The 22,110-nt window shown below is 65.0% G+C and carries 21 protein-coding genes, 3 tRNA genes, 1 pseudogene and 1 riboswitch; of the genes and pseudogenes, 4 read left to right on the plus strand and 21 right to left on the minus strand.

Annotated features, from left to right (window positions below):
* Positions 1-11: 11 nt before the first annotated feature.
* Both ABD53_RS09480 and ABD53_RS09485 read right to left on the minus strand, forming a co-directional pair.
* Positions 12-653, minus strand: a complete 642-nt coding sequence (locus ABD53_RS09480) for a DNA-3-methyladenine glycosylase (protein WP_047865553.1) — start codon at positions 651-653, stop codon at positions 12-14.
* Positions 650-991 carry a hypothetical protein gene (locus tag ABD53_RS09485; RefSeq protein ID WP_047865554.1) on the minus strand — a complete coding sequence of 114 codons (342 nt, stop codon included), beginning with the start codon at positions 989-991 and terminating at the stop codon, positions 650-652. The genes ABD53_RS09480 and ABD53_RS09485 overlap by 4 nt, the downstream gene beginning before the upstream one ends.
* Before the next feature lie 51 nt (positions 992-1,042).
* Between ABD53_RS09485 and ABD53_RS09490 the strand changes: the two genes are divergently transcribed.
* Complete coding sequence (locus ABD53_RS09490; RefSeq protein ID WP_160309666.1) at positions 1,043-1,609, plus strand: GNAT family N-acetyltransferase; 567 nt, start codon at positions 1,043-1,045, stop codon at positions 1,607-1,609.
* Here ABD53_RS09490 and pheT read toward each other — a convergent pair.
* The 15 genes and pseudogenes from pheT to ABD53_RS09565 form a co-directional block, all read right to left on the minus strand.
* Complete coding sequence (gene pheT, locus ABD53_RS09495; protein WP_047865555.1) at positions 1,606-4,050, minus strand: phenylalanine--tRNA ligase subunit beta; 2,445 nt, start codon at positions 4,048-4,050, stop codon at positions 1,606-1,608. The two genes, ABD53_RS09490 and pheT, sit on opposite strands and share 4 nt — an antisense overlap.
* A 40-nt stretch (positions 4,051-4,090) precedes the next feature.
* Positions 4,091-5,122, minus strand: coding sequence for a phenylalanine--tRNA ligase subunit alpha (pheS, locus tag ABD53_RS09500; protein WP_047865556.1), 1,032 nt, complete (start codon positions 5,120-5,122; stop codon positions 4,091-4,093).
* A gap of 13 nt (positions 5,123-5,135) precedes the next feature.
* Positions 5,136-5,798 (minus strand): TrmH family RNA methyltransferase, encoded by a 663-nt coding sequence (locus ABD53_RS09505; protein ID WP_047865557.1) that lies wholly within the window; start codon positions 5,796-5,798, stop codon positions 5,136-5,138.
* Between the two features lie 157 nt (positions 5,799-5,955).
* Positions 5,956-6,327 (minus strand): 50S ribosomal protein L20, encoded by a 372-nt coding sequence (rplT, locus tag ABD53_RS09510; RefSeq protein WP_047865558.1) that lies wholly within the window; start codon positions 6,325-6,327, stop codon positions 5,956-5,958.
* Between the two features lies 1 nt (position 6,328).
* Positions 6,329-6,526, minus strand: a complete 198-nt coding sequence (gene rpmI, locus ABD53_RS09515; protein WP_047865559.1) for a 50S ribosomal protein L35 — start codon at positions 6,524-6,526, stop codon at positions 6,329-6,331.
* Between the two features lie 237 nt (positions 6,527-6,763).
* A pseudogene (infC, locus tag ABD53_RS09520) lies at positions 6,764-7,330 on the minus strand (translation initiation factor IF-3); the annotation flags it as partial.
* A gap of 143 nt (positions 7,331-7,473) precedes the next feature.
* Positions 7,474-9,414: a threonine--tRNA ligase gene (gene thrS / locus ABD53_RS09525; RefSeq protein WP_053057884.1), complete on the minus strand. Its 1,941-nt coding sequence runs from the start codon at positions 9,412-9,414 to the stop codon at positions 7,474-7,476.
* A 50-nt stretch (positions 9,415-9,464) separates the two neighbouring features.
* On the minus strand, positions 9,465-9,692 hold the full coding sequence (locus tag ABD53_RS09530) for a hypothetical protein (RefSeq protein WP_152670711.1): 228 nt from the start codon (positions 9,690-9,692) through the stop codon (positions 9,465-9,467).
* A gap of 300 nt (positions 9,693-9,992) precedes the next feature.
* A tRNA-Val gene (locus tag ABD53_RS09535) sits at positions 9,993-10,064 on the minus strand.
* 20 nt (positions 10,065-10,084) lie between these two features.
* Positions 10,085-10,155 (minus strand) — tRNA-Cys (locus tag ABD53_RS09540).
* Between the two features lie 45 nt (positions 10,156-10,200).
* Positions 10,201-10,273: transfer RNA gene (locus ABD53_RS09545), tRNA-Gly, on the minus strand.
* A gap of 37 nt (positions 10,274-10,310) precedes the next feature.
* Entirely contained in the window at positions 10,311-10,853 is a 543-nt protein-coding gene (locus ABD53_RS09550; protein WP_053057885.1) for a GtrA family protein, read from the minus strand.
* Positions 10,850-11,983: a glycosyltransferase family 4 protein gene (locus ABD53_RS09555; protein WP_047865562.1), complete on the minus strand. Its 1,134-nt coding sequence runs from the start codon at positions 11,981-11,983 to the stop codon at positions 10,850-10,852. The genes ABD53_RS09550 and ABD53_RS09555 overlap by 4 nt, the downstream gene beginning before the upstream one ends.
* 188 nt (positions 11,984-12,171) lie before the next feature.
* Positions 12,172-13,176: an isocitrate/isopropylmalate dehydrogenase family protein gene (locus ABD53_RS09560; protein ID WP_047865563.1), complete on the minus strand. Its 1,005-nt coding sequence runs from the start codon at positions 13,174-13,176 to the stop codon at positions 12,172-12,174.
* Positions 13,177-13,341: 165 nt separating this feature from the next.
* On the minus strand, positions 13,342-14,013 hold the full coding sequence (locus ABD53_RS09565; protein ID WP_047865564.1) for a YIP1 family protein: 672 nt from the start codon (positions 14,011-14,013) through the stop codon (positions 13,342-13,344).
* A 179-nt stretch (positions 14,014-14,192) separates the two neighbouring features.
* Here ABD53_RS09565 and ABD53_RS09570 point away from each other — a divergent pair, with 179 nt between their 5' ends.
* Positions 14,193-15,260 carry a hypothetical protein gene (locus ABD53_RS09570; protein ID WP_047865565.1) on the plus strand — a complete coding sequence of 356 codons (1,068 nt, stop codon included), beginning with the start codon at positions 14,193-14,195 and terminating at the stop codon, positions 15,258-15,260.
* 46 nt (positions 15,261-15,306) lie between these two features.
* Here the strand turns inward: ABD53_RS09570 and ABD53_RS09575 are convergent, their stop codons facing one another.
* On the minus strand, positions 15,307-15,516 hold the full coding sequence (locus tag ABD53_RS09575) for a hypothetical protein (protein WP_152670712.1): 210 nt from the start codon (positions 15,514-15,516) through the stop codon (positions 15,307-15,309).
* A gap of 165 nt (positions 15,517-15,681) precedes the next feature.
* Between ABD53_RS09575 and ABD53_RS09580 the strand changes: the two genes are divergently transcribed.
* Positions 15,682-16,485: an MBL fold metallo-hydrolase gene (locus ABD53_RS09580; RefSeq protein ID WP_047865567.1), complete on the plus strand. Its 804-nt coding sequence runs from the start codon at positions 15,682-15,684 to the stop codon at positions 16,483-16,485.
* A 244-nt stretch (positions 16,486-16,729) separates the two neighbouring features.
* Here ABD53_RS09580 and ABD53_RS09585 read toward each other — a convergent pair whose 3' ends face one another.
* Positions 16,730-17,317: a nitroreductase family protein gene (locus ABD53_RS09585; protein ID WP_047865568.1), complete on the minus strand. Its 588-nt coding sequence runs from the start codon at positions 17,315-17,317 to the stop codon at positions 16,730-16,732.
* A gap of 171 nt (positions 17,318-17,488) precedes the next feature.
* On the opposite strand from ABD53_RS09585, the gene ABD53_RS09590 reads away from it, so the two are divergent.
* On the plus strand, positions 17,489-18,466 hold the full coding sequence (locus tag ABD53_RS09590; RefSeq protein WP_047865569.1) for a malate dehydrogenase: 978 nt from the start codon (positions 17,489-17,491) through the stop codon (positions 18,464-18,466).
* A gap of 156 nt (positions 18,467-18,622) precedes the next feature.
* Here ABD53_RS09590 and ABD53_RS09595 read toward each other — a convergent pair whose 3' ends face one another.
* Positions 18,623-19,846 carry an Mrp/NBP35 family ATP-binding protein gene (locus ABD53_RS09595; protein WP_084709482.1) on the minus strand — a complete coding sequence of 408 codons (1,224 nt, stop codon included), beginning with the start codon at positions 19,844-19,846 and terminating at the stop codon, positions 18,623-18,625.
* Positions 19,847-19,964: 118 nt separating this feature from the next.
* Entirely contained in the window at positions 19,965-21,902 is a 1,938-nt protein-coding gene (locus tag ABD53_RS09600) for a S8 family peptidase (protein ID WP_152670713.1), read from the minus strand.
* 41 nt (positions 21,903-21,943) lie between these two features.
* Positions 21,944-22,018: riboswitch (cyclic di-GMP riboswitch) on the minus strand.
* Positions 22,019-22,110 lie beyond the last annotated feature (92 nt).

The following is a 22,110-nucleotide window of genomic DNA, read 5'->3' on the forward strand; positions in this document are numbered from 1 at the left end:
GCCTAGTTCACCTAGAACAGCCTACCCGCGCCGCGTGTCAGAGGCTCGGCCTCCGGGGCCGGCTTTACGGAGACGTTTGGCTCTCCTTCCAGAATGTAGCGCCACGGGAGGTCGGCGCCGCGAGTGATCCCGATCCTGGTCGTCGCCAGAATCGCCGCTTCCGGCGGGGCGCCTCGCAGTATGTATAGCGGGCTGCGCTCGGTGTCGTGTCCGTCGAGGTCCAGGTCGACGCCGAGCGCCCGGGTCAGTTTCCCGGGTCCGGTACAGAGGTCGCTCTTGCCGCGTCGGCTCTGCATGAGATCCAACCCCTCGACCGGACGCAGCGCCCTTATCAGGATGGCGCTCCCGACTCCTTCCGGCTCGCAGACGACGTTGAGTAGCCGGTGTACGCCGTACGAGAGGTAGACGTAGGCGAATCCGGGCGGGCTGAAGATGGTGCGGTTGCGCATCGTGCCCCGGTTCTCGTAGGCGTGACAGGCTGGATCGTCTGGACGATATGCTTCAGTCTCGACGACTACGCCGGAGGTTAAACCCTCCGCGCTTTCGGATACGAGCACGCAGCCGAGAAGATCCACCGCCACTTCCCGGGAGTCCCGATCGTAGAAATCTCTTCCGAGGGGCTGTGATTGGTTCTGAGCCTCCGGTCCGCTCACCGCTCCCCGGTGAGCTCGGAGATTCGGCGGGCGAACTGGTCCAGATCCAGCCCAGCCTCGGAGCGGATGGAGGACTTGAGTAGCGGTCTGACCTGCCCGATCTGCTGCTGCAGCTCGGAGAGGAGCTCTATCGCCCCGCTCTCGGCTCCGACCATGTCCCGGAGTATGGTGGACTCGGTGCGACCCGCGACGAGCGGCTCGTCGAGCCCATCCACCCAGACCAGGGTGCGGCGGCCGCTGCCCCGGTCCTCCTCTATCGGGGCTAGCGCGACCACCCGGTCGGCGCGCACATACTTGCCAAACCCCAGAGACACGATGCGGTCGGTTATCGCCTTCATAGGAGAGAGTTTACCAGGGCATGCGGTTTGCCAAAGCGGTATATTTGGGCGGTGCGGCTCGGGAGAAAAGCCAGGAAACTCACCGGAGAGCGCGTCGAGCTCCGGCGTCACCGGCGGGAGAACTACTCTTTCTACCGGGAGTGGTACGGCGACGGTGAAGTGTGGCGTCTGACGAGCTGGATGGCGGCCCCCATGGAGCCCGCCGGGGTGGATCGGCTCTTCGACGAGCGGGAGATGTCGATGTCAGACGACTCGTTCGCCATACACCGGATCGGGGAGCGCACCCCGCTCGGAGTCATAAGCCTGATGAACATCAGCGAGTCCAACGGCTCCGCGGACCTCTCCGTGATAATTGGCCCCGAGGAGGCTCGCAGCCAGGGTTACGGACCGGAAGCTATCGGCCTGCTGCTCGACTACGGCTTCGAGAGGCTCGGCCTCGGGCGTGTGGGGCTCTCGGTCTTCGAGTTCAACGAGGCGGCTATCTCGGCCTACGAGCGGCTGGGCTTCCGCAAGGAGGGCCGGCTGCGGCAGGCGGTGGAGCGTAACGGGGTACTCTACGACGCGCTGCTAATGAGCCTGCTGAGATCCGAGTGGAACGGCCGAAACGGTACGGGCTAGCCCTCCCGGACGCGGGCCCCGAACCTCTCCCCGAGCATCCGGGCGATGCGGTCGAGCTCTTCCTTGACCCAGGCGTCGGTGAGTGTCTCCCCGCCCCGGAAGGTGAGTCCTAGGGCGACGCTCTTGTGGCCCTCCGGCACCTGGCCTCCGGCGTACACGTCGAACAGACGCGCCTCTTCGAGCAGCGGTCCTCCGTCCGAGCGCACGGCCCCGAGCATCTCGCCCACCCTCACGGACTCGTCCACCACCAGCGCGAGATCCATCCCGACCGCCGGCACGTTCGCGAAGGCCTCGAAGCCGCTCACGGGATCCGGCTCGCAGTGCTCCACCTCGAGCTCGAAGGCGGCCACGGCCATGCCCTGCAGACCAAAGCTCCGGGCCGTATCGGGGTGTAGCTCTCCGATCCAGCCGGCCTCCTGACCATCCGGCGTGCCGATTGCGGCGGCCCGGCCGGGGTGCAGGAAGGGTCTAGGCCGGTCCTGCGGCGCGAAGGAGGCTCCGGGCAGAATCCGCTCGACCACGCCCTTTGCCTCGAAGAAGCCCGCGTTACGGGCGGGCTCGTTCCAAGAGCCGGGGGTTATCGCGCCGAACATGACACCGCAGACCCGGTGAGATTCCAGGACGCCCATTAGCCGCCGGGAGCCGGGCTCTTCTGGCCCGCCCTCGCCGGTCATCCTGAAACGTATCGCCGCCTCTCTGTCGGGCGCGGGGTCGGGCTCGAAGCCGCGACCGACCTCGAACATCGCGCCCCCGCGCGAGCCGTGGGCCCGGTTGCGGGCGGCGGCGTCCAGCAGGCCCGGGAGCAGTAGACCGCGCAGGTTGGCCGCCTCCTCGCTCAGGGGGTTTGCTATACGCACGGTCTTCGCGGGGTCCACTCCGAGGCTCTCGTGCCAGCGGTCGGGGCCGAACGGGTAGGTGATCGCCTCCGCGAGCCCGAGGTCCGCGAGCACCCGCCGCAGGACGCGCAGCTTCTCCTGATCCGGCGTGAGCCCGCCGGGCGTGGCGGTCGCCGGTAGCTCCTCGGGCACGCGGTCGAGGCCCACGAGCCGGCCTACCTCCTCGATGAGATCCGCCTCGCGCGTGAGGTCCCGGCGGAATGTCGGCACCTCTACGGAGAGCGCACCGTCCTCCCCGTTTACGCCGCAGCCGAGGAGCCGGAGCTTATCGGCTGCCTCTTCCTCTCCGATCTCCGTGCCGAGCAGCAGGCCGGCCCGCTCGGGGCGCAGCCTGACGCGCGCGGGCTCGGGCTTCTCTGGATAGTGGCTCAGAACGTCCGCTGCTACTACGCCCCCCGCATCGGCGAGCAGGGCCGTCACGCGGTCGCGGGCGTAGCTCACCGCCTCCGGATCCAGACCGCGCTCGTAGCGTCCGGAGGCGTCCGTGCGCAGGCCGAGGCGCTGGGAGGTCTCCAAAATATTACGCCCGACGAAGGTGGCGACCTCCACCAGCACGTCGGTGGTCGAGTCGTCCACCTCGGCGTCCTCGGCGCCCATCACGCCCGCCACCACCAGCCCGCGCTCCTCGTCGGCAATGACGAGCATCTCCTCGTCCAGCTCCCGGGTGTGGCCGTCGAGCATGGTCATCCTCTCGCCGGAGCGCGCCCGGCGGACGACGATGCCGTCCCGCACCTTCGCGGCGTCGAAGGCGTGTATCGGCTGTCCCGTCTCCAGCATCGTGTAGTTGGTGGCATCCACAACGCGGTTCACCGGCCGCATCCCGGCGGCGTGCAGGCGGCGGCGCATCCCGAGCGGCGACCGTTCCCCCGCGGGCATCCCGGAGACGCGGCGCAGGTCGTAGCGGGGGCAGAGCTCCGGGTCCTCCACCCGTAGCGTGTAATCCTCCGTCGGCGAGCCGCCGGTCTCGAAGCGGGTTTCGGGGATGCGGAAGTCCGTCCCGAGGATGGCGGCAAGCTCGCGGGCGACCCCGATCACGCCCCACAGGTCCGGGCGGTTGGGCATCACGTCTATCTCGAGCACCGTCTCCCCGACCGGGAAGTAGTCCTCCACGGGGCGTCCCACCTCGTACGAGTCGTCCAGCAGCAGGATGCCCTCGTGGTCGCCCGAGACGCCGAGCTCGCGCTCGCTCATCATCATGCCGTATGACTCGAGGCCCCGGAGCTTCGCCTTCTTTAGCTTCTGGCCACCGGCGAGGATGCTTCCGGGAAGGACAACGGGGATGCGCGCTCCCGGGTACGGGTTCGGCGCTCCGGCCACGATCTGGACCTCGCTGCCGCCGAGGTCCACCTTCGCGACGTTCAGCTTGTCCGCATCTGGGTGAGGTCCGAACTCCACGACCTCGCCGACGACGACCTCACCACTCTCGACGCCGAACCGCTCGACGCCGTCCACCTCCTGGCTGTGCAGCGAGAGCAGGCGCACCAGCTCATCGGTACTCAAGTCGAAGTCTATGTAATCGCGGAGCCAGCCCAGAGGAACTCGCAAAGCCCTACCTTTCTAAATTTTGCCCGGATACTACGTGGAGCTAAAACTGCTCGAGGAAACGCAGATCGCCCTCAAAGAAGAGCCGCAGGTCGGAGATGCCGTAGCGGGTCATCGCCATCCTGTCCGGCCCCATGCCGAAGGCGAAGCCGGTGAACTCCTCGGGGTCATAGCCGACCTCCGAGAGCACCGCGGGGTCAACCATCCCAGCGCCGAGCATCTCCAGCCAGCCCGCGCCCTTGCACACCCGGCAATCGGGATCGCCGCGCCCGTCGCAGGCGAAGCAGCTCACGTCCAGCTCTACGGACGGCTCGGTGAACTGGAAGTAGCTCGGCCTGAGGCGGATGCCGACCTCCTCGCCGAAGACGTGGCGGGCCATCGCCGCGAGCGTGCCCTTGAGGTGGGCGAGCGTGAGGCCGCGGTCCACGGCCAGGCCCTCGATCTGGTGAAACATCGGGGTGTGGGTCGGGTCGGAGTCGCGGCGGTACACCTTGCCGGGCACGACGACGTACACCGGCGGCTCCCGGGTGAGCATCGTGCGGATCTGCCCCGGCGAGGTGTGGGTCCTGAGTACTAGCCCCTCGTCCAAAAAGAACGTGTCCTGCATGCCGCGCGCCGGATGGCCGGGCGGGATATTTAGCGCGGTGAAGTTGTAGTAGTCGGTCTCGACCTCAGGCCCTTCCGCGACGCCGTAACCGAGCCCGACGAAGAAGTCCACTATGTCGTCCACGACGCGCAGGGAAGGGTGCAGACTACCCCGCTCACGGGTGACGCCCGGCAGCGTGACGTCCACGGCCTCCGCCCTCAGCCGGGCCTCCTGCTCGGCGGCGGCGAGCTCCTCGCGGCGGGACTGCAGGTCACGCTCGATCTCGCCGGAGGCGACGTTGACGCCCTTGCCGACAACCTTGCGCTCCTCGGCGGGCAGCGATCCTATGCTCTTCTTGATCTCGGTAAGCTCGGCGGAGCGGCCCAGGTACCGGACGCGCACGGCCTCCAGCTCGTCGGTGGTGGTGGCGGCCGAGATCTCCCCCAGCGCCGCCCTTTTTATCTCCTCGATTCGCCCCTCGGAAGCCATATGCCGGGCAATGTTAGCACACGGCATACGCCTCGTAGAGCAGAATAGAGGCCGCGACCGCCGCGTTCAGCGAGGGCGCCTGAGCCGGCAGGCTAACCCGCCTATCGCAGGCGGCCTCCACCTCTTCCGGCAGCCCGCTCCCCTCCGAACCGACGACCACGAGCGTCTTGCCCTGGATCGCGGTCCGAGGGGACTCGCCACCTCCCGGCACGGCGGCCGCCGCACAGAAGCCAAGCTCACCGGCCAGCCCCACGAACCGGGCGCCGTCCACCTCCCGGGCGACCGGCGTGTGGAAGATGGATCCCATGGTGGCGCGGACGGTCTTGGGATTATAGAGATCGGCGCAGCCCTTTGATAGCGCGACCCCGGCGCCGAAGGCGTGGGCGCTCCGGATCACGGTCCCCACGTTGCCCGGATCCTGTACGCCGTGTAGCAGCACAAGCCGCTCCCGGCCTTGCAGCAGCTCCTCCGCGGAGACGTCCAGAAAAGCGAAGACCCCGACCGGGCCGGTCGGGGTCTCCAGGGACGAGATCCGCTTTACGTCATCCTGCCCGGTAAACGTGGAGTACGCCGGTACCGGAGACTCCTCGAAGAGGCTACGGCCCTCAGCCAGGAACAGGCGTTCGGACTCGCGGTGCTTCTTTTGCCTGAGCTTGGCGGCGCGCTTGGCGGACATCTCCGGCGGACCGCCGGTCTGTAAGTCTCTTCTCGCCTCGTCTCTCCTAATCCTTCCGAGCAGCCTTCTCCGCTTCACCGGCCGCGATACGGCGTAGTACGGTCCTGCTACCCGGAGACCCCAGGCTTCACGTTACTCTCCCTACGCCTCCAGGGGACTACTCCGCAGACTGACCGCCGAGCGCACCCTTGGCCTGTGAGGCGACGGCGGCGAACGCGGCGGGCTCGGTCGCGGCGAGATCGGCGAGAACCTTGCGATCCAGGTCTACCTCAGCGAGCCGGACGCCGTTCATGAACTGCGAGTAGGACAGCCCGTTCTGCCGGGCGGCGGCGTTGATGCGCTGGATCCAGAGCCGCCGGAAGTCGCGCTTGCGCTGCTTACGCCCCTCGTAGGCATAGACGCCGCTCTTCCACACCTGCTCCTTGGCCCTCTTGTACGAGGTGTGCTTCGTGCCCTTGTAGCCTTTGGCCTGATCCAGGGTCTTACGCCGCTTCTTGCGGGCGTGGATGCTACGTGCCGTGCGCGCCACTCTATCGCCTCCTCAACAACCGCAGGATACGCCCCTCGTCGGCGGCGTTGACGGTAGTCTCCGTGGAGAGACGCCGCTTGCGCTTGGGGCTCTTCTTCTCCAGAATGTGGTTGTGGCCGCTGCGCCGCCGCTTGAGCTTACCCTTTTTGGTACTCTCGAAGCGCCCGGCGGCACCCTTGTGGGTCTTCATCTTGGGCATTGCTTCTCCTCCGCGTTTTTGTCCGCTTACTTCCGGTTACTTACAGTCGCCCGACATCGAGGGCTAACGGCACGGGAGTGAGCCGCTTCGCTCCCCCGAGACTCTACGTCTCGTGTATCGAGCGCGTTATTGTAGCAAAGAGTTACAGCCAGCGTAACGTCGCGTTCTAGCGCCGGTCCCGAAGCGTACCGAAAGATGCGGCTGCTCATGGTTGTTACTAGCTGCTTCTAGGTGCTGCTAGTTGCTGGCCGGGCTTTTCTCCCGGTCCTTGTTCTGCTCTTTTTGCTCTTTCTGGTCTTTCTTGGCGCCCTCTTTCTTGGGGACCAGCACCATAACCATGTTGCGCCCGTCGAGCTTGGGCTGGCTCTCGATACGGCCGAGATCCTCGAGGTCCTCGGAGAGCCGGCGCAGGAGCTTCTCTCCCAGGTCCGGGTGCTGAACCTCGCGGCCCCGGAACATGATGGTTACCTTGACCTTGTCGCCGCCCTTGAGGAAACGCTCGACGTGGCCCTTCTTGGTCTCGAAGTCGTGGTCACCGATCTTGGGCCGGAGCTTGATCTCCCGCACGTTGACGTTGACCTGCTTCTTGCGGGCCGCCTTGCGATCCTGCTCCTTCTGGTACTTGTACTTGCCGTAGTCCATGATCCGGACCACGGGCGGGTCGGCGTTCGGGGCCACCTCGACGAGGTCCAGGTTCCTGGTCTCGGCATACTCGGTGGCTTCCCGGATGTGCTTTATGCCGAGCTGCTCACCGTCGGGCGAGATCAGGCGCACCGAGCGGGCGCGGATCTGGCCGTTTATCCTGGAATCTTCTTCGGAAGCTACTGTACACCACTCCTTCCAGAGTCTATCTCTAGGGTCCGCGAAACTCTCCGGCGCATCGTTCCGAGCGCCGCAAGAGGGGTGCGGTTCCCCTTCACTGGCTAAATTATATAACCTCGGCGCTCTTACTGTCCATAAGAATCACGCGCTGCAATCTCCGCGACCACGTCGTCCGCAAAGTCGGAGAGATTCGCGTCCTCGCCGGTCTTCTGTCCCCGCCGCCGGACGTTGACCTTCTCCTCCTCCGCCTCGCGGCCGCCCACGATGAGCTGATACGGCACCTTCTGACGAGCGTTCAGGCGGATCTTCTTCTGCATCGTGTTCTCCGAGTCGTCCACCTCGACACGCACGCCGCGACCGGCTAGCTCCCCTTCCACCCGGCGGGCGTACTCCAGATGCTCGTCCGACACCGGCACGACCACCGCCTGCACCGGCGAGAGCCAGGTCGGGAACGCGCCCCCGAACTGCTCTATGAGCACCGCCATGAACCGCTCCGTGGTCCCGGTAACGGCCCGGTGCAGCAGCACCGGCGTGTGCTTCTCGCCGTCCTCGCCGGTGTACTCGCAGCCCAGACGCCCCGGCTGTATGAAGTCCACCTGTATGGTCGAGAGCTGCCACTCCCGGCCCAGGACGTCCTTCGCCATGAAGTCGGCCTTCGGGCCGTAGAACGCGGCCTCGCCCTCGACGGCCTCGTAGCTTATCCCGGCAGCGTCGAGCGCCTCGCGCAGGGCGGCCTCGGCGCGGGTCCACTTCTCGTCGTCGGCGATGTACTTGGCGGCGTCCGGGTCGCGCAGGGAGAGCCGCACGGAGTAGTCGGCGAGGCCGTATGTGTCCAGAACCTCGCGGATGATCTCTAACGCCCGCGCGAACTCTTCCTGGATCTGCTCCGCCGTGCAGAAAACGTGGGCGTCGTCCTGGGTGAGACTGCGTACCCGCGTGAGGCCGTTGAGCTCGCCGCTCTTCTCGTAGCGGTACAGCGTGGCGAACTCGGCGTAGCGCACCGGTAGGTCGCGGTAGGAGTGGGCCCGGGCGTTGAACAGCGTCATGTGAGACGGGCAGTTCATGGGCTTCAGCCGGTAGCTCGTCTCACCGTCGGTCATGGGCGGGAACATGGCGTCGCGGTAGTGCTCCAGGTGCCCCGACCGCTCGTACAGCCGCTCGTTTACGAGATGTCCGGTCCACACGTGATCGTAGCCGTGCCGGGTCTGCACCTCTCGCACGTAGGACTCCATCTCGTGCCGCAGAGTCTCGCCCTTGGGCAAGAATAGCGGTATCCCGGCGCCGACCTCGGGCGAGAAGGTAAACAGGTCGAGGTCCTTGCCGATCTGGCGGTGGTCGCGGGCCCTCGCTTCCTCCAGGCGGTTCAGATACCCTTTGAGCTCCTTCTCGGTAGGCCAGGCGGTGCCGTAGATGCGGGTCAGCATCGGGTTGTTCTCGTCGCCACGCCAGTAGGCCCCGGCCAGGTTCAGGAGCTTGAACGAGCCCAAGCGGCCGGTCGAGGGCACGTGCGGACCGCGGCACAGGTCGTAGAAGTCGCCCTGTTTGTACACGGAGATCCCACCATCCGGCAGCTCCCGGATGAGCTCCATCTTGTACGGGTTGTCGCCGAAGAGCTCCTCGGCCTCCTCGCGGCTGGTCTCGCGCCGCTCGATGGGCAGGTCCCGGGAGAGGATCTCGCGCATCCGCTCCTCTATCCCTGGCAGGTCGTCGTCGGTGAGCCTCCCGGCCACGTCTATGTCGTAGTAGAAGCCGTCCTGTATCGGCGGCCCGATGGAAAGCTTGCTCCCCGGATACAGCTCGGTTATGGCCTGTGCCATCGCGTGCGCCGTGGAGTGCCGCAACACGTAAAGCCCGTCGGGCGAGTCGGCGGTCACCACCTCGAATAGCGGCGCGTCACCGCTACCTGCCCCGTCCACCGGCGAGCCCAGGTCCACCACCTCGCCGTCGAGCTTCGCCACGACCGCGTCGCGCGCCAGGCGCTTTCCTATCTTCTCCGCGACCTGCCCGGCTTTCTCACCGGGCTCCACGGCCAACTCCCGGCCGTCGGGAAGCCTAACCTCTGCCATGCTCCGCCATCTTCTCTATATCTCTTGCGGCGCTTTTGCGTCCGTAGGAATCAACCACCGGAGCCGCCCTTGGCCTGACGTCTGATCTCGGCACACATCGTGCAGACGTCGGCGTCGTTGAAGCTGCGGCCGGTCCTCTCCACCCTTCCCGGACGGGTCTCGCCACACAGGCTCTTGGAGACGTCCTCCTCCGGGAAGTAGTTCCAGAAGTGCAGTATCGGGCGATCGTCGTCCCCACTCCCCTGCGACGTCTTCGGCTCTAGAACTCTCTCGGTCAAGACCACCTCCCGATCCAACGGCTACTCTTAGCCTTTAACTTCCCGGCTTGCCTCTCTGTTACCTCTCGATTGTATACCCGGACTTCTCACCCGGGCCTCTCGCATATTCGCGTGGCTCGGCACGCCTCCAAAACAGTATGGGCACTTGCTCCAACCACTCTTGCGACCGGAGCCGGGATAACTGTAATTGACTGTTATGCCCTGGCGCAACGTGGCGCGGCTCAAAGATCATGGAGTGGTTGGTGTAACTTAGAGAACCGGAGAAAGCCTTTACCCGTTTTACTTGCCGACTTTACGAAGTGGGCGATGCTGGATTCGAACCAGCGACTTCTTCCATGTCAAGGAAGCGCTCTCCCTCTGAGCTAATCGCCCCCGCATCGTCTCGCTCCGAGAGGCGGCACCCGGAATCGAACCGGGGTACAGGGTTTTGCAGACCCTTGCCTAACCACTCGGCCATGCCGCCAAGCCCGCCGCCTGACCCTGCCGCTGAATCACCGAGCGGCGAAAGAGCGGAAGACGGGATTCGAACCCGCGACCCTCACCATGGCAAGGTGATGCTCTACCAACTGAGCTACTTCCGCCTGTCAGCGGAGATAATGTAGCACGGCCCTCCGGCTCTTACAAGCGGCCTCCGAAACGCCTTTTCCGGGAGAAAACCAGGTAGCGCATTATAAAGAAGCTCATCACCGAGGCGGTTATCACGGAGATGGTTTTCGAGATGTTCTCCCCGACGAACGGCGGCAGGGTCGTATACCAGGACAACAGGTGTATGCACATCCAGAATAGGCCGCTGCTAACCCCGATGTTGAGCAGAGCCTGGAGCGCGAACAGCGTCCTCTGGCGGCCGCTGGGCTCGGCGTGCTCGCGGAAGGTCCAGAACGCGTTGCCCAGATAGCTGTTGAGGTTGGCGGCGACGAGCGCAATCAGGTTATACAGGACCACGTTGGTGGTGCTATCGGTCGGATACAACCATAGCAGCAGGTTGAGTACGGCGAAGTCCACGACGGCGTTGGCTGCCCCGACGATCGAAAACTTGGAGAAGCGGAACCCGAAGTTTTTTATGCGCTGTTGCAGAGAGTGCCCTTTGGCCGGCTGCCCTTCACCCGGCCTTGGACTATCGGGGACGGCCTCGGGCGTATCGCCCCGGCTCGCGCGGTTCACCCGGCTCCGCCGGAGACGTCCCGCGCCTCGCCATAGAGATCGCGCAGCCTCCGGGTGGCGACGGTCCAGTCGCGCTTCTCGGCAGTGGCGCGGGCGTTGCGGGATAGCTTCTCCCTGAGCCCCGCGTCGCCCAGGAGCCTCCGAGCCTGCCCCACCAGGCTCTCCTCGGAGCCGGGCTCGAAGATCAGGCCGTCGTGACCCTCGTCCAGTATCTCCTCGGAGGCCCCGCTGCGGGCGGCGAGCACCGGTACGCCGGAGGCCAGGGCCTCTATCGTGACCATGCCGAGGGTCTCGGTGGTGGAGGGCAGCACGAAAACGTCCACCGAGGCGAGTGCCCCGGCCAGATCCTCTCCCTGGAGAAGCCCGGTAAAGACCGTCGGCGTCCCGGCGAACTCGCGCTCGGTGGCCCGCCGCGCCGGGCCGTCGCCGATGATCGCCATCCTGGTGTCCGGCACCCTTTCGAGAATGGCCCGCGCCTGTCCGATGTTCTTCTCCGGGGCGACGCGTCCGACGAAGGCGAGGATCATCTTCTCCGGGTCGCCCCCGGAGAGCTTCCGCCGCCAACGCTCGCCGGCCTTGTCCGGGTGGAAGAGCGCGGAATCTACCCCGTGGGGCCAGACCCTCACGCGCTTTATCCCGTCTTTGACGAGATCCTCTCTCACGGACTCGGAGGTACACAGGTTGACGTCTGCCTGATTGTGCAGCATCCGGGTGGTCCGGCGGGTAAACCCTTCCAAAAAGCCCAGGTTGTAGTACCGGGCGTAGGCCGCGACGTTGGTGTGATAAGAGGCCACCAGCGGTATCCGGTTACGACGGGCGTGGTAGATGCCTCCAAGCCCGAGGAGTATGGGGTTGACGACGTGGATCACGTCCGGCCGGAACCTCCGCAGCGCCCGTCCTACCCCGGGATGAGGCGGGGCGAGCCGTATCTGCGGGTAGGGCGGGAAGGCCACGCCAGGGAAGCCCACGACCTCGGCCCCGGCGTAGCTCCGTGGCATCCCCTTCGTACGGGGAGCCAGGACCATCACCTCGTCGCCCATCCGGGTAAGCCCGCTTATGGTGTGCCGCAGACGGGTTACCACCCCGTCCGTGGCCGGCAGGAAAGTCTCCGTAAAGATCGCGACGCGCAACGCGCTAGACCATCCCCCCTCGACACCGGACTCCAGACCTCATCCGCCGGACGCCACACCCTTCATGCAGCTCCATGCCCTTTCAGGCGCGACGCCGGCGATCCGGGGATTATAGGCGCTACAGGCGCTACGGGTGCTATATGTGCCCGGATCGCCACCAGGGTAAGCAGCAGACTCCGGGAGCCGGGCTACAAATTATCTACGATGGCCTCCGTGAACTCGCTGGTGCCGGCCGTGCCGCCGAGGTCCTTGGTGCGAGTCTCGGGCTTTGAGAGCGCCTTCTCGATGCCGGACTGCATCCGGTAGGCGGCCTCGTTCATGCTCAGGTAGGTGAGCATGCTCTTGGCAGACAGGAGCGTCGCCAGCGGGTTGACCCGGTTCTGGCCGACGTACTTCGGGGTGGAGCCGTGGACCGGCTCGAAGAGCGCGAGACCGTCGCCGATGTTTGCGCCCGGGGCGACCCCGAGCCCGCCGGTAAGCCCGGCGCACTCGTCGGAGAGGATGTCGCCGTAGAGGTTCGGGCAGACGAGCACGTCGTACTCGTTTGGCTTGGTGACGAGCTGCATCGCCATGTTGTCCACGATGCGGTCGTCTATCTCCTCGAAGTCGTTCTCGTACTCCCCCGCGACCTCGTAGAACACGTCCCTAAAGAGACCGTCGGTGTACTTCATGATGTTCGCCTTGTGGACGACGGTTATGCGCTTGCGGCCCTGCTCCTTGGACCGCTCGAAGGCGAGGCGGCACAGGCGCTCGGTACCCTCGCGGGTAATGATCTTGATGGACTCGGCGGCGTGACGGCCCACGGTGTGTTCGATGCCGGCGTACAGGTCCTCCGTGTTCTCCCGGTACAGGACGATGTCTATGTCCTTATACGGCAGGTCTATGCCGGGCAGGGAGAGCGAGGGCCGGACGTTTGCGTACAGGTCGAGCTCCTTGCGCAGCGCCACGTTTACCGAGCGGAAACCCGTGCCGACCGGCGTGGTAAGCGGTCCCTTGATGGCGACCTTGTTACGCCGGACGGACTCCAGCACGGACTCCGGTAGCGGGGTCCCCTCCTTCTCCATCATGGCCTCGCCGGCCTCGGCGACCTCCCACTCTATCCCGACCTCCAGAGCGTCTACCACCCGCCGTACGGAATCCGTGAGGTCGGGGCCTACGCCGTCGCCGGGTATCAAGGTAACCGTCTGAGCCATTATCCGATGCTCCCTTCAAAGTCTGTAAACGCCGTAGAAAACTCGCCTAGTATAGCGGTCGTCGGCAAAGGTGGCTAACGTGCCGGTGGCCCGAGCAGCGCAAAAAGGCCAGAGGAAACAGACTCTCATACTACCCACATGCTACCCACGGAGACCCGCGCCGGGCTAGCGTCCGCCGATAAGGAGCCCGACGAGTACGGAGAACGCCACGAGCGCGAAAAGCAGGAGAACCACGGCGGCGGGTACCAGCACGACCAGCACGGCCCGGCCCGTGGTGGTGGAGTGAACCTCCCGGATACCGAGGATGGCCAGGATCACGCCCCACACGAGGGCGACCAGCCCACCGAGGATGGGTACCCAGCTTACGAGTGAGGTCGCGGACACGTAGGAGACCACCCGGAAAGTAGACCAGTAGCCCGCGTTGTCCGGGCGCACGAACAGCATGACGAACAGGTGAGAGATACCGGCCCAGATAAAGAGCCCGATGGGCGTCAGTATCGGGGTGAAGATAAGACCACCCACGAAGCCCCCGACGGCCCCGCCAATACCCTGATCCCCGATGCCCACCACGGCCGCGAAGATGGTGATGAGCCCACCCAAAAACGCCCCGATAAGGGCGCAGATCACCGCGAAGCCTATGGGGTTGAGCAGCCCGTCTCGCAGAGCTACGCCTCTGAAAAATTCCGCCGGTTGCACTATCAGAGCCCGAACCGTGGCGACGAAGCTGTCTACGGGATCCGAGAGTGAGTACCCTCCGCCTCCCGGGTTTCCGCCGCGGCTTGCTCCCTGTGACGAGCTTCCGGTCTCTTCCCTGCTAGATCCGGTATCGAACTCCATCACGACTCCCTTGCTAGCCGTATACGAACTTGACTAATAACATTTTATACAATATTCACAGGCGCCGCAACGGGTAGAGTCATGGGGTTTGGTGGGGGCTAGTCCAGGGGTCGAGTGCTAAGATATGGGCGTCTACATCTCGTAGTACGCGAGCTTCTGGAGGACGCAGGGGTTTTTCGATGTCATCCACCGTCGAGACGCTAGAACGGGAGCTCGGAGAGGCTCAGCTAGAGCGCGAGGCTCAGCAGCGGGCCGTGACGAGAGCCGAGAACGCCCACGAAGCCGCCTGCGCCGCGCGAGACGAGGCCTGGGTAGAGGGCTCGTCGGATGACCCGGAGGTGGAGCGGCTCTCGGCGCTGGTCTTCGAGAGGCGGCGGGGTCTGTACGAGGCCATAGACGGCCTCAAGGCGGCGGAGGGCAAGGAGCGCAGGATCAAGAGCCGCCTGATGTACGTGCTGCCCGCCGAACGTCGCCGTTACCTCTCCGGTGAGGTGGATGAGGAGTTCGGTCTATTTCTGGATGAGGTGCGGAGGGCATACGAAGCGGAGCTTCCGGGGGTGGGCATCTCGGTAGTGGAAGAGGAGCCCGGGAAGTTGGATCTCGGGGGAGACGCCACCTGGCGAGCGCTCGAAAGGCTGTACTCGGGCACGGCTCGGAAGTGGGTCGAGATCCGCGCCGCCCGGGACTCCCCGCTTGCCGGGGTGATGGCCCGGCACGTGGCCTACTACGCCGGTGGCCACCTGCCCCGGGTATTCGCCGATGGTCTGGAGCTGGGTATCGGGCGGACCCAGACCAGGCTGCCGGGCGAGGAGGGTAGAAGACCGGCTCTGGGAGGCTTGGGGGGCGGAGAAGGCGAGCTCGTCCTGGCGCGCATCACCGTCCGGAGATACTTGGACGAGGGCTGTATCGGCAGGCTCGCCAAGCAGGGCGAGAGGCTAACGCAGATGGCCGAGATAGCGCGTCTGTACCAGACCATGTCCCTTACGAGGGACGAGATCCGCTGGCGGCTAGAGCAGTTGATCCCACTGCGCTTGGAGGCGCTGCAAACCGTGCACCGGCTAACCGGCGGACATCTCCGGTTCTCCTTCTACGAGATCGCCCGCGCCGCCCGCCTGTTGGACGGCCACTTCCCGGACGCCGGCGTGGCGGCCGAGGCGCTCTCCCACGCCGTGGACCGGGCTCTGGAAAGCGGGGTCCCGCTGGTGGACGTAGCCTACCTGAGCGTCGCCTCCGGCGAGTGGCCGTAGAAGCGCGTAGAAGCGGTCACTGGCCAAATCTGGTATCTGGCGTTGCCTACTCCGGGAGGTCGGAGAGATCGTGCTCGGGGACCGATAAGTTGTAGGGCCGGGCCGGTCTCTGGGCGAGCACCCGCACCTTGTAGACGAAGTCCGGAATAAACTCGGCGCGGCGCACCTCCAGTATCTCGACCGGCTGCCGCGTCGCCTTCAGCGCCGCCCGGTCCCCCACCTCGTATCTCGCCGGCCGGTCTCGGTCCACCATCACCTATCCTCCTCCGCGATCTTCACAACTCCACACACGCCGTATCAGGCTCATCCGGTAGAGCGTACCGCGTCCGCCGGGTCGCGACGCGCGAGTATCCGGTATCCTCTGTTTACAAGAACTTACCGCTACCTACATCTCACGACATCTCACGCTTGGAGGAGCCCCGTGACGCTAAAGAGCCTAGACCTGGGCCGCACGCAGGTCCACATACTGGACGACGGGATATTCATAACCAACGCTGCCAGCATCCTCGGCGGCAGGAGCAAGGCGAAGATAAAGGGCGGCATGCACCCCGCGCTGGTGGAGACGCCGGACGGCCTAACCCTGCTCGACTCCGGCTTCGGCCCCGAGCTGCCGGAGAGCCTGCGGGAAGACTACGAGCTACAGCGGGAGCGGACGCTGATGGATCGCCTCTCGGACCTCGGGCACGCGCCGCAGGACATCACCCATGTCGTGCTCTCGCACCTGGACGCGGACCACGTTGGCTGGGCGCTGAACGGAGACCGGTTCCCGAGGGCCCGAGTCTACGTCCAGGAGGACGCGCTCGAGGAGGCGCGGAGCCTGCCCGACCATCCCGGCAGGAGCGAGTCCGTGCCCGCCGTCGAGCGCGGCATCGAGGAGGGCTGGTGCGAGCTCGTGAGCGGGGAAGGTGAGATTGCGCCCGGCATCCGCGTCGAGCTCAGGCCCGGTCACGCGGCGGGACATCAGATCTCCTGGATCGGTACGGGACGCGCCGGGGAGACGGCGCTCTTCACCGGGGACCTGGCCCCGAGCAAGATCTTCCTCAACCCGGATACCATAAGCGGCGTGGATACCGACCCCGAGGCCGCGCGCCGCAACCGGATAGAGGTGCTCACAGAGGCCGTGGACCTGGAGGCCCCGGTAATCCTCTACCACGAGCCCAACGACTCTCTGGTAAGCCTGAGCCGCACGGACCAGGGCTTCGAAGGTACACCGTACGAAGGCTAGTACAGCCTCGTACGGTTTCTGGCCGAGACTCTCTAGCGCCTTTTCATCCGCTGGCGGACCTTGCGCCAGATAATCGGGACCAAGAAGATAAGCGCCCGACGTAGCAGCCATCTCATAGCTCTATAACCTCTCTTTTAGAGAGAACTCCAGGATCCCGGTGATCATACCATCGCGCCTCCCCGAAAAGGCTGTGCAAAGGCCGTACGGAAGCCACATAGAAACCACACAGAGCTACGCCGGGCGGCTAGGCTCCGTGCCAGGTGGTCTTCTGGAAAACGGACTCCCGGCGGCGCGGCCTGAGATCCAGGTCCGGATGTCCGAGGTAGAGGTAGGCCACGACGTGATCGCCCTTGTCAAGCCCGAAGAACTCCCGCATGTAGGGATGGTAGGCCACGGGTCCGGTGCGCCAGATCGAGGCTATCCCCATCCCGTGGGCGGCCAGCTGCATGTTCTGCACGGCGCAGCAGCAGGCGGCGTAGTTCTCCAGCGTCTCGACCTCGCCACGCCCGGCCTTCGAGATCACCGCTATCACCACCGGAGCCCGGAACGCTTTCTTGCGCTCGCGGCTCACGCGGCCCGGCACCATCTCCTCGTCGTCGCCCTCCTCCCCGGCCTGGATGCGGGCAAGCTCCGCGCGAGCCTTCGCCAGCTCCCCCCGGCCCTTGCCGGAAAAGACGTGGAACTCCCAGGGCTCGGTGAGCTTGTGGTTCGGGGCGTGGACGGCGCTCTGCAGTATCCTCTCCACAGTCTCATCCGACACTGCATCCTGGGTAACCCGCCCCACACTCCGGCGGGTCTCTATAGCCTCGCTAACCTCCAACCATACCTCCATGATCGCCTCGTACCGGCCACGAATATTTTACTGCGCAAAGGGGTAACAGAAAGTAACGGAAGACGGCATAGAGCCGTGTATTCCACTATGATTGGCCACAGAGTCAGAGAAAAACAGAGCAGCACAGAGCAGCACAGGGTAGCGCAGAGCAATCTTACAAGGAGTTCGCCAATGTCGAAGACCATCACTCTTACCGGAGCCGCGGGCGCCATAGGGTACGCGGCCCTGTTCAGGATAGCTTCGGGCCAGTTGCTGGGACAGAACGAGAAGATCAAGCTCAAGCTGCTGGAGATAGAGCCGGCGCTGCAGGCCGCCGAGGGCACGGCGATGGAGCTCGAGGACTCCGCGTTCCCGCTGCTCGAGTCTATAGACATCACCTCGGACGCAAACGAGGCGTTCGACGGCTGTGACGTGGGGATGCTGATCGGGGCGCAGCCGCGCAAGCAGGGTATGGAGCGCGCAGACCTGCTGGAGGCGAACGGCGCGATCTTCAAGCCCCAGGGCGAGGCGATCAACTCCCACGCCGACGACGACGTGCGCATCCTCGTGGTCGGCAACCCGGCCAATACCAACGCCCTCATAGCGATGAGCAACGCTCCGGACGTGCCGCACGACCGCTTCACCTCCATGACGCGCCTGGACGAGAACCGCGCCGTCTCCATGCTGGCCCGCAAGCTCTCCGTTAGTGTGGAGGACGTCGAGGACCTCGTCGTTTGGGGCAACCACTCTCCGACGATGTTCCCCGACCTCTTCAATGCAAAGGTAAACGGCGAACGGGCCGCGGACCAGGTAGATCTGGACTGGTACGAGAACGAGTACATGCCCCGAGTCGGCAAGCGTGGAGCCGCCGTTATCGAGGCCCGCGGCGCGTCCTCGGCGGCTTCGGCGGCGAACGCGGCCATAGATCACGTACACGACTGGGCGCTGGGCGCGGAAGGGCTCCACTCGATGGCCGTACGCTCCGAGGGACAGTACGGAATAGAGGAGGGGCTCATCTCCTCGTTCCCGGTCAGGCTGCACAGCGGCGGCGGATATGAGGTCGTCGAGGGCCTGGAGATCAACGACTTCGCCCGCTCCAAGATCGACATCACCGTAAACGAGCTAAAGGAAGAGCGCGACGCCGTCAAGGAGCTCGGGCTGATCGGATAGCCGCGTTTTACCTCCGACGAAACGCGGCTATCAGCGGCTCGGCTATCAGCACTCGGAAAAACCTGTAGAAGCCCGGGAGCCTCCATCGTGAACGACGGAGGCTCCCGGGCTTCTAGCTAGCGGCTAACCGCTGAAAACTGACCGCCCTAAAACGTTCTAAACCACCTTGATCCTCTTGCGGGACTTTGTCTGTGCGATTCCGGCTGCGACCTCGTCGAAGGAGCGGGTCGGGGCCGAGTCCTCGGGATAGAGGGCGTTGCCCGGCTCACCGGAGTCGTCCGGCAGTATGGGAATTCGGCTCATCAGGTGCGCGCCGAGCTCTTCGGCGACCTGCTCGCCGCCGTTGCCGCCGAAGATCTTCATCTCCTTGCCGCAGTCCGGGCACTCGGCGTAGCTCATGTTCTCCACCACCCCGGCGAGCTTCAGATGAGCCTGCACGGCCATCTTACCCGCCTTGACCGCGACGCGGGCGGCGTCCGCCTGTGGCGTGGTGACCACGAGCGCCTCTGCCTTCGGGATCATCTGCGCCACCGTGAGCGCCACGTCGCCGGTACCGGGCGGCATGTCCACGATGATGAAGTCCGGCTCGTCCCAGTACACGTCGCGCATGAGCTGGGTTAGGGCCTTGTTCACTATCGGGGCGCGCCAGATTATGGCCTGCCCCTCCTCGACGAAGTTGCCCATGGAGATGAACTTCAGCCCCGACTCGGACTCTATCGGGAAGATCACACCCTCAACCACGTTCGGCTTCTCGGTGGAGCCGAGCATCACCGGCACCGAGGAGCCGTGGACGTCGGCGTCCAGCACCTCCACCGAGTGACCGGCGCGGTCCAGCGCGGCGGCCAGGTTCACGGCGACAGTAGACTTGCCGACCCCGCCCTTACCGGAGACCACGGCGATGATCCTGGTCCCCGACTCATCCTTGAAGGCGGGAGCGAGTTCCGACGGGCCGCCATGCAGCGAGGTGAGGAGGTTCTGGCGGTCCTCGTCGGTCATCACACCGAAGTCCACCTCTACCTTCTCGACGCCGTGTATCTCCTTTAGACGGTCCTCGACGTCGGTGGTGATGCGGTGCTTCATCGGGCACCCGGCGGTGGTCAGCGCGACGCCGACGGTTACGGAGGAGCCCTCTATCTCGACGTTGCGGATCATGTTCAGCGAGATGAGGTCACGCCCGATCTCGGGGTCCCGCACGTCGCGCAGAGCCTCCCGGACACCAGCCTCCGAGAACCCGTCTACAGGCTCCTCCGGCTCGGGCGTGCGGTCTACGAGGTTGTCGGCGGTCTCGGAGGAAGCGTCGAACCCGGCCGCGGGCTCCGCGCCGGCATTCTCACCCCCAGTCTCCTTGTTACCGCCGCGTCTGCGAAACCAATCAACCACTGTTTAAAAACCTCCTCCGAGCCCCGCCCTACGACGGAGAATGGCGCGTCAAAATCCCACTCTTTGCACGCAGGATCTTACCATACGCCCCTCCGAGTCCCGGCCGGCTCAGAGGCGGCTAGCGGACCACCCGGAATCTCTTGGGCGCACTCCTATTGCCGAAGTGATCCCCGTCCTTGTAGCGGACTACGGACACGGCGTAGTTACCCGGTCTCGGCGGCTTGTACACGAAGCGGTACTTGGACCTGCTGTCTAGCCTATCCCACTGCCGGTCTATAAGCCTGCCGTTGCGCCGGACGACGAGCCGGACCTTACCGGCATGTTTGGGTATTACGCGGCCCACTACACCACGACGTCGTCCCAGCTTCACGTTTGACTCCTTGGCCCGGATCGTCACCTTTACCCGCACGTTCACGCGCTCGGGACCACTGACCGCGCGCTCAAGACTCTGGCCCTCACCAGAGAACCTTGCCCGGTAGTAGGTGTGCTTGCGAGGTCTTACCCCTCTGATGACGAATCTGCCTTTCGGGTTGGTGGTGGCCTCACCATCCCGGACGCGCCGGAAGCCCTTTGCGCCGAACGGACGCTGCAGAAGCTCCACCTTTCGGTTTGCCACCGGCTCTCCGCCGGAAGTCAACTTTCCGCCGAATCCCGCTTTACCCGGGAACTCCAGCACCCTGCGCCCGGCGCGGAGCGTCAGATCGGTACCGCCGAGCATGCGGGCGGCGTTTAGCCGGTCACCCGTAACCGTCTTGCCATTGAGGTCGGAGGCCCTGTCCGCGTTTCGGAGGATTCTACGCTTTAGCTCGGCGGCGCCCGCGCCGGGGTTCTGGCTTTCGAGCAGGGCCGCAGCCCCGGCTACGTGGGGGCTCGCCATCGAGGTACCGCTCTTGTAGCCGTATCCGTTTCCGGGCACCGTGCTGAGTATTCCTACTCCTGGAGCGCCGAGGTCCACCGTGTCCGAGCCGAAGTTGGAGAACCTTGCGAGACGATCCGAGCTGTCGGTGGCGGCTACGGATATTATGTTGTTGTTATCGTAGGAGGCTGGGTAGAAGGGGTCCTGGTCGTTGTCGTCTCCCACGCCGTCCGAGCCGCCGTTTCCGGCCGCCGCGACGAGCAGGTGCCCCTGATTCCCGGCCCGGGTGATCGCGTCTTTCAGTGCCCGGGAGCGGCCACCGCCGCCCCAGCTGTTGTTGCTGATGTTGGCGCCGTTATCCACCGCGTAGTCTATGGCCTTGATCGCGTCGGAGGTATACCCGGTCCGCGGGCCTATAAACTTTAGTGGCATGATGTGGCCATCCCAGTTGACGCCGGTTACGCCCCGGCCGTTGTCTCCCTGGGCCGCAATGGTCCCCGAGACGTGGGTGCCGTGGTCGTCCACGCTCCCGGAGTCGTACACGGTCTTGTCGTCGTTGAAAAAGTCCCAGCCGTTGCGGTCGTCCACGTAGCCGTTGTTGTCGTCGTCCTTGCCGTTGTCCGGGATCTCATCCTGGTTGACCCAGACGTTGCCCCGGAGGTCCGGGTGGTCTATATCCGTCCCGGTATCTATTACCGCGGTTACGGTTCTCTGGCTCCCGGTGCCGACATCCCACGCCTCGGGGGCATCTATATCTGAATCCTGAGTACCGCCGGTCTGGCCGGTGTTGTTGAGGCCGTAGAGGTCGTCGTACCTCGGGTCATCCGGCTCGGTGGCGCTCGGAAAGAGCTTGAAGTTGGGCTCCGCGTACTCTATCCCGGGGGCGTTCTCGTAGGCGTTGACCGCCGCCTGCACGGGAAGATCTCGCGGAAGCTCCACCACGGTTATATCAGCCTCTGGGAGGCGCTCTTCTACCTCGGCGTTGTTTGCGCGGTTGACCTGCCCTAGCCGGCGGCCGGGGGCATCGTCTTCGGGCTTCACCAGTATCTCGTCCTTTGCAAACCCCGGCTCCGTGGGAGCTTTGGCGACGGGCCCTTCCCGGGGTTCGGGCTGTGCCCGAGCCTTGTCGCCGGCTACGGCCACCAGGAGCCCCGAGGCCAGCATCAAGGACATTAAAAGCGTTACGTAAAAATTCCGCACCTTGTCTCCTTCTAACGAAGAAGCCAGATGCCCCTCCGCTGTTCGATGGCCCGGCTGCCTGCGTGAGGCCCGTCGCTTTGCGCACCCGCCTCGCGACGGGATCGCCTTTTCGCAGCGTTAACATTGCTTTCATTACGAGAAACTTATCGGATAGAGAGCTTTATAGCTTTAGAACGACGCCGCGTAAGTAATCTGGCTTACCAATCTT

Origin of the sequence: Rubrobacter aplysinae (assembly GCF_001029505.1) — a bacterium.
Lineage (GTDB): Bacteria > Actinomycetota > Rubrobacteria > Rubrobacterales > Rubrobacteraceae > Rubrobacter_A > Rubrobacter_A aplysinae.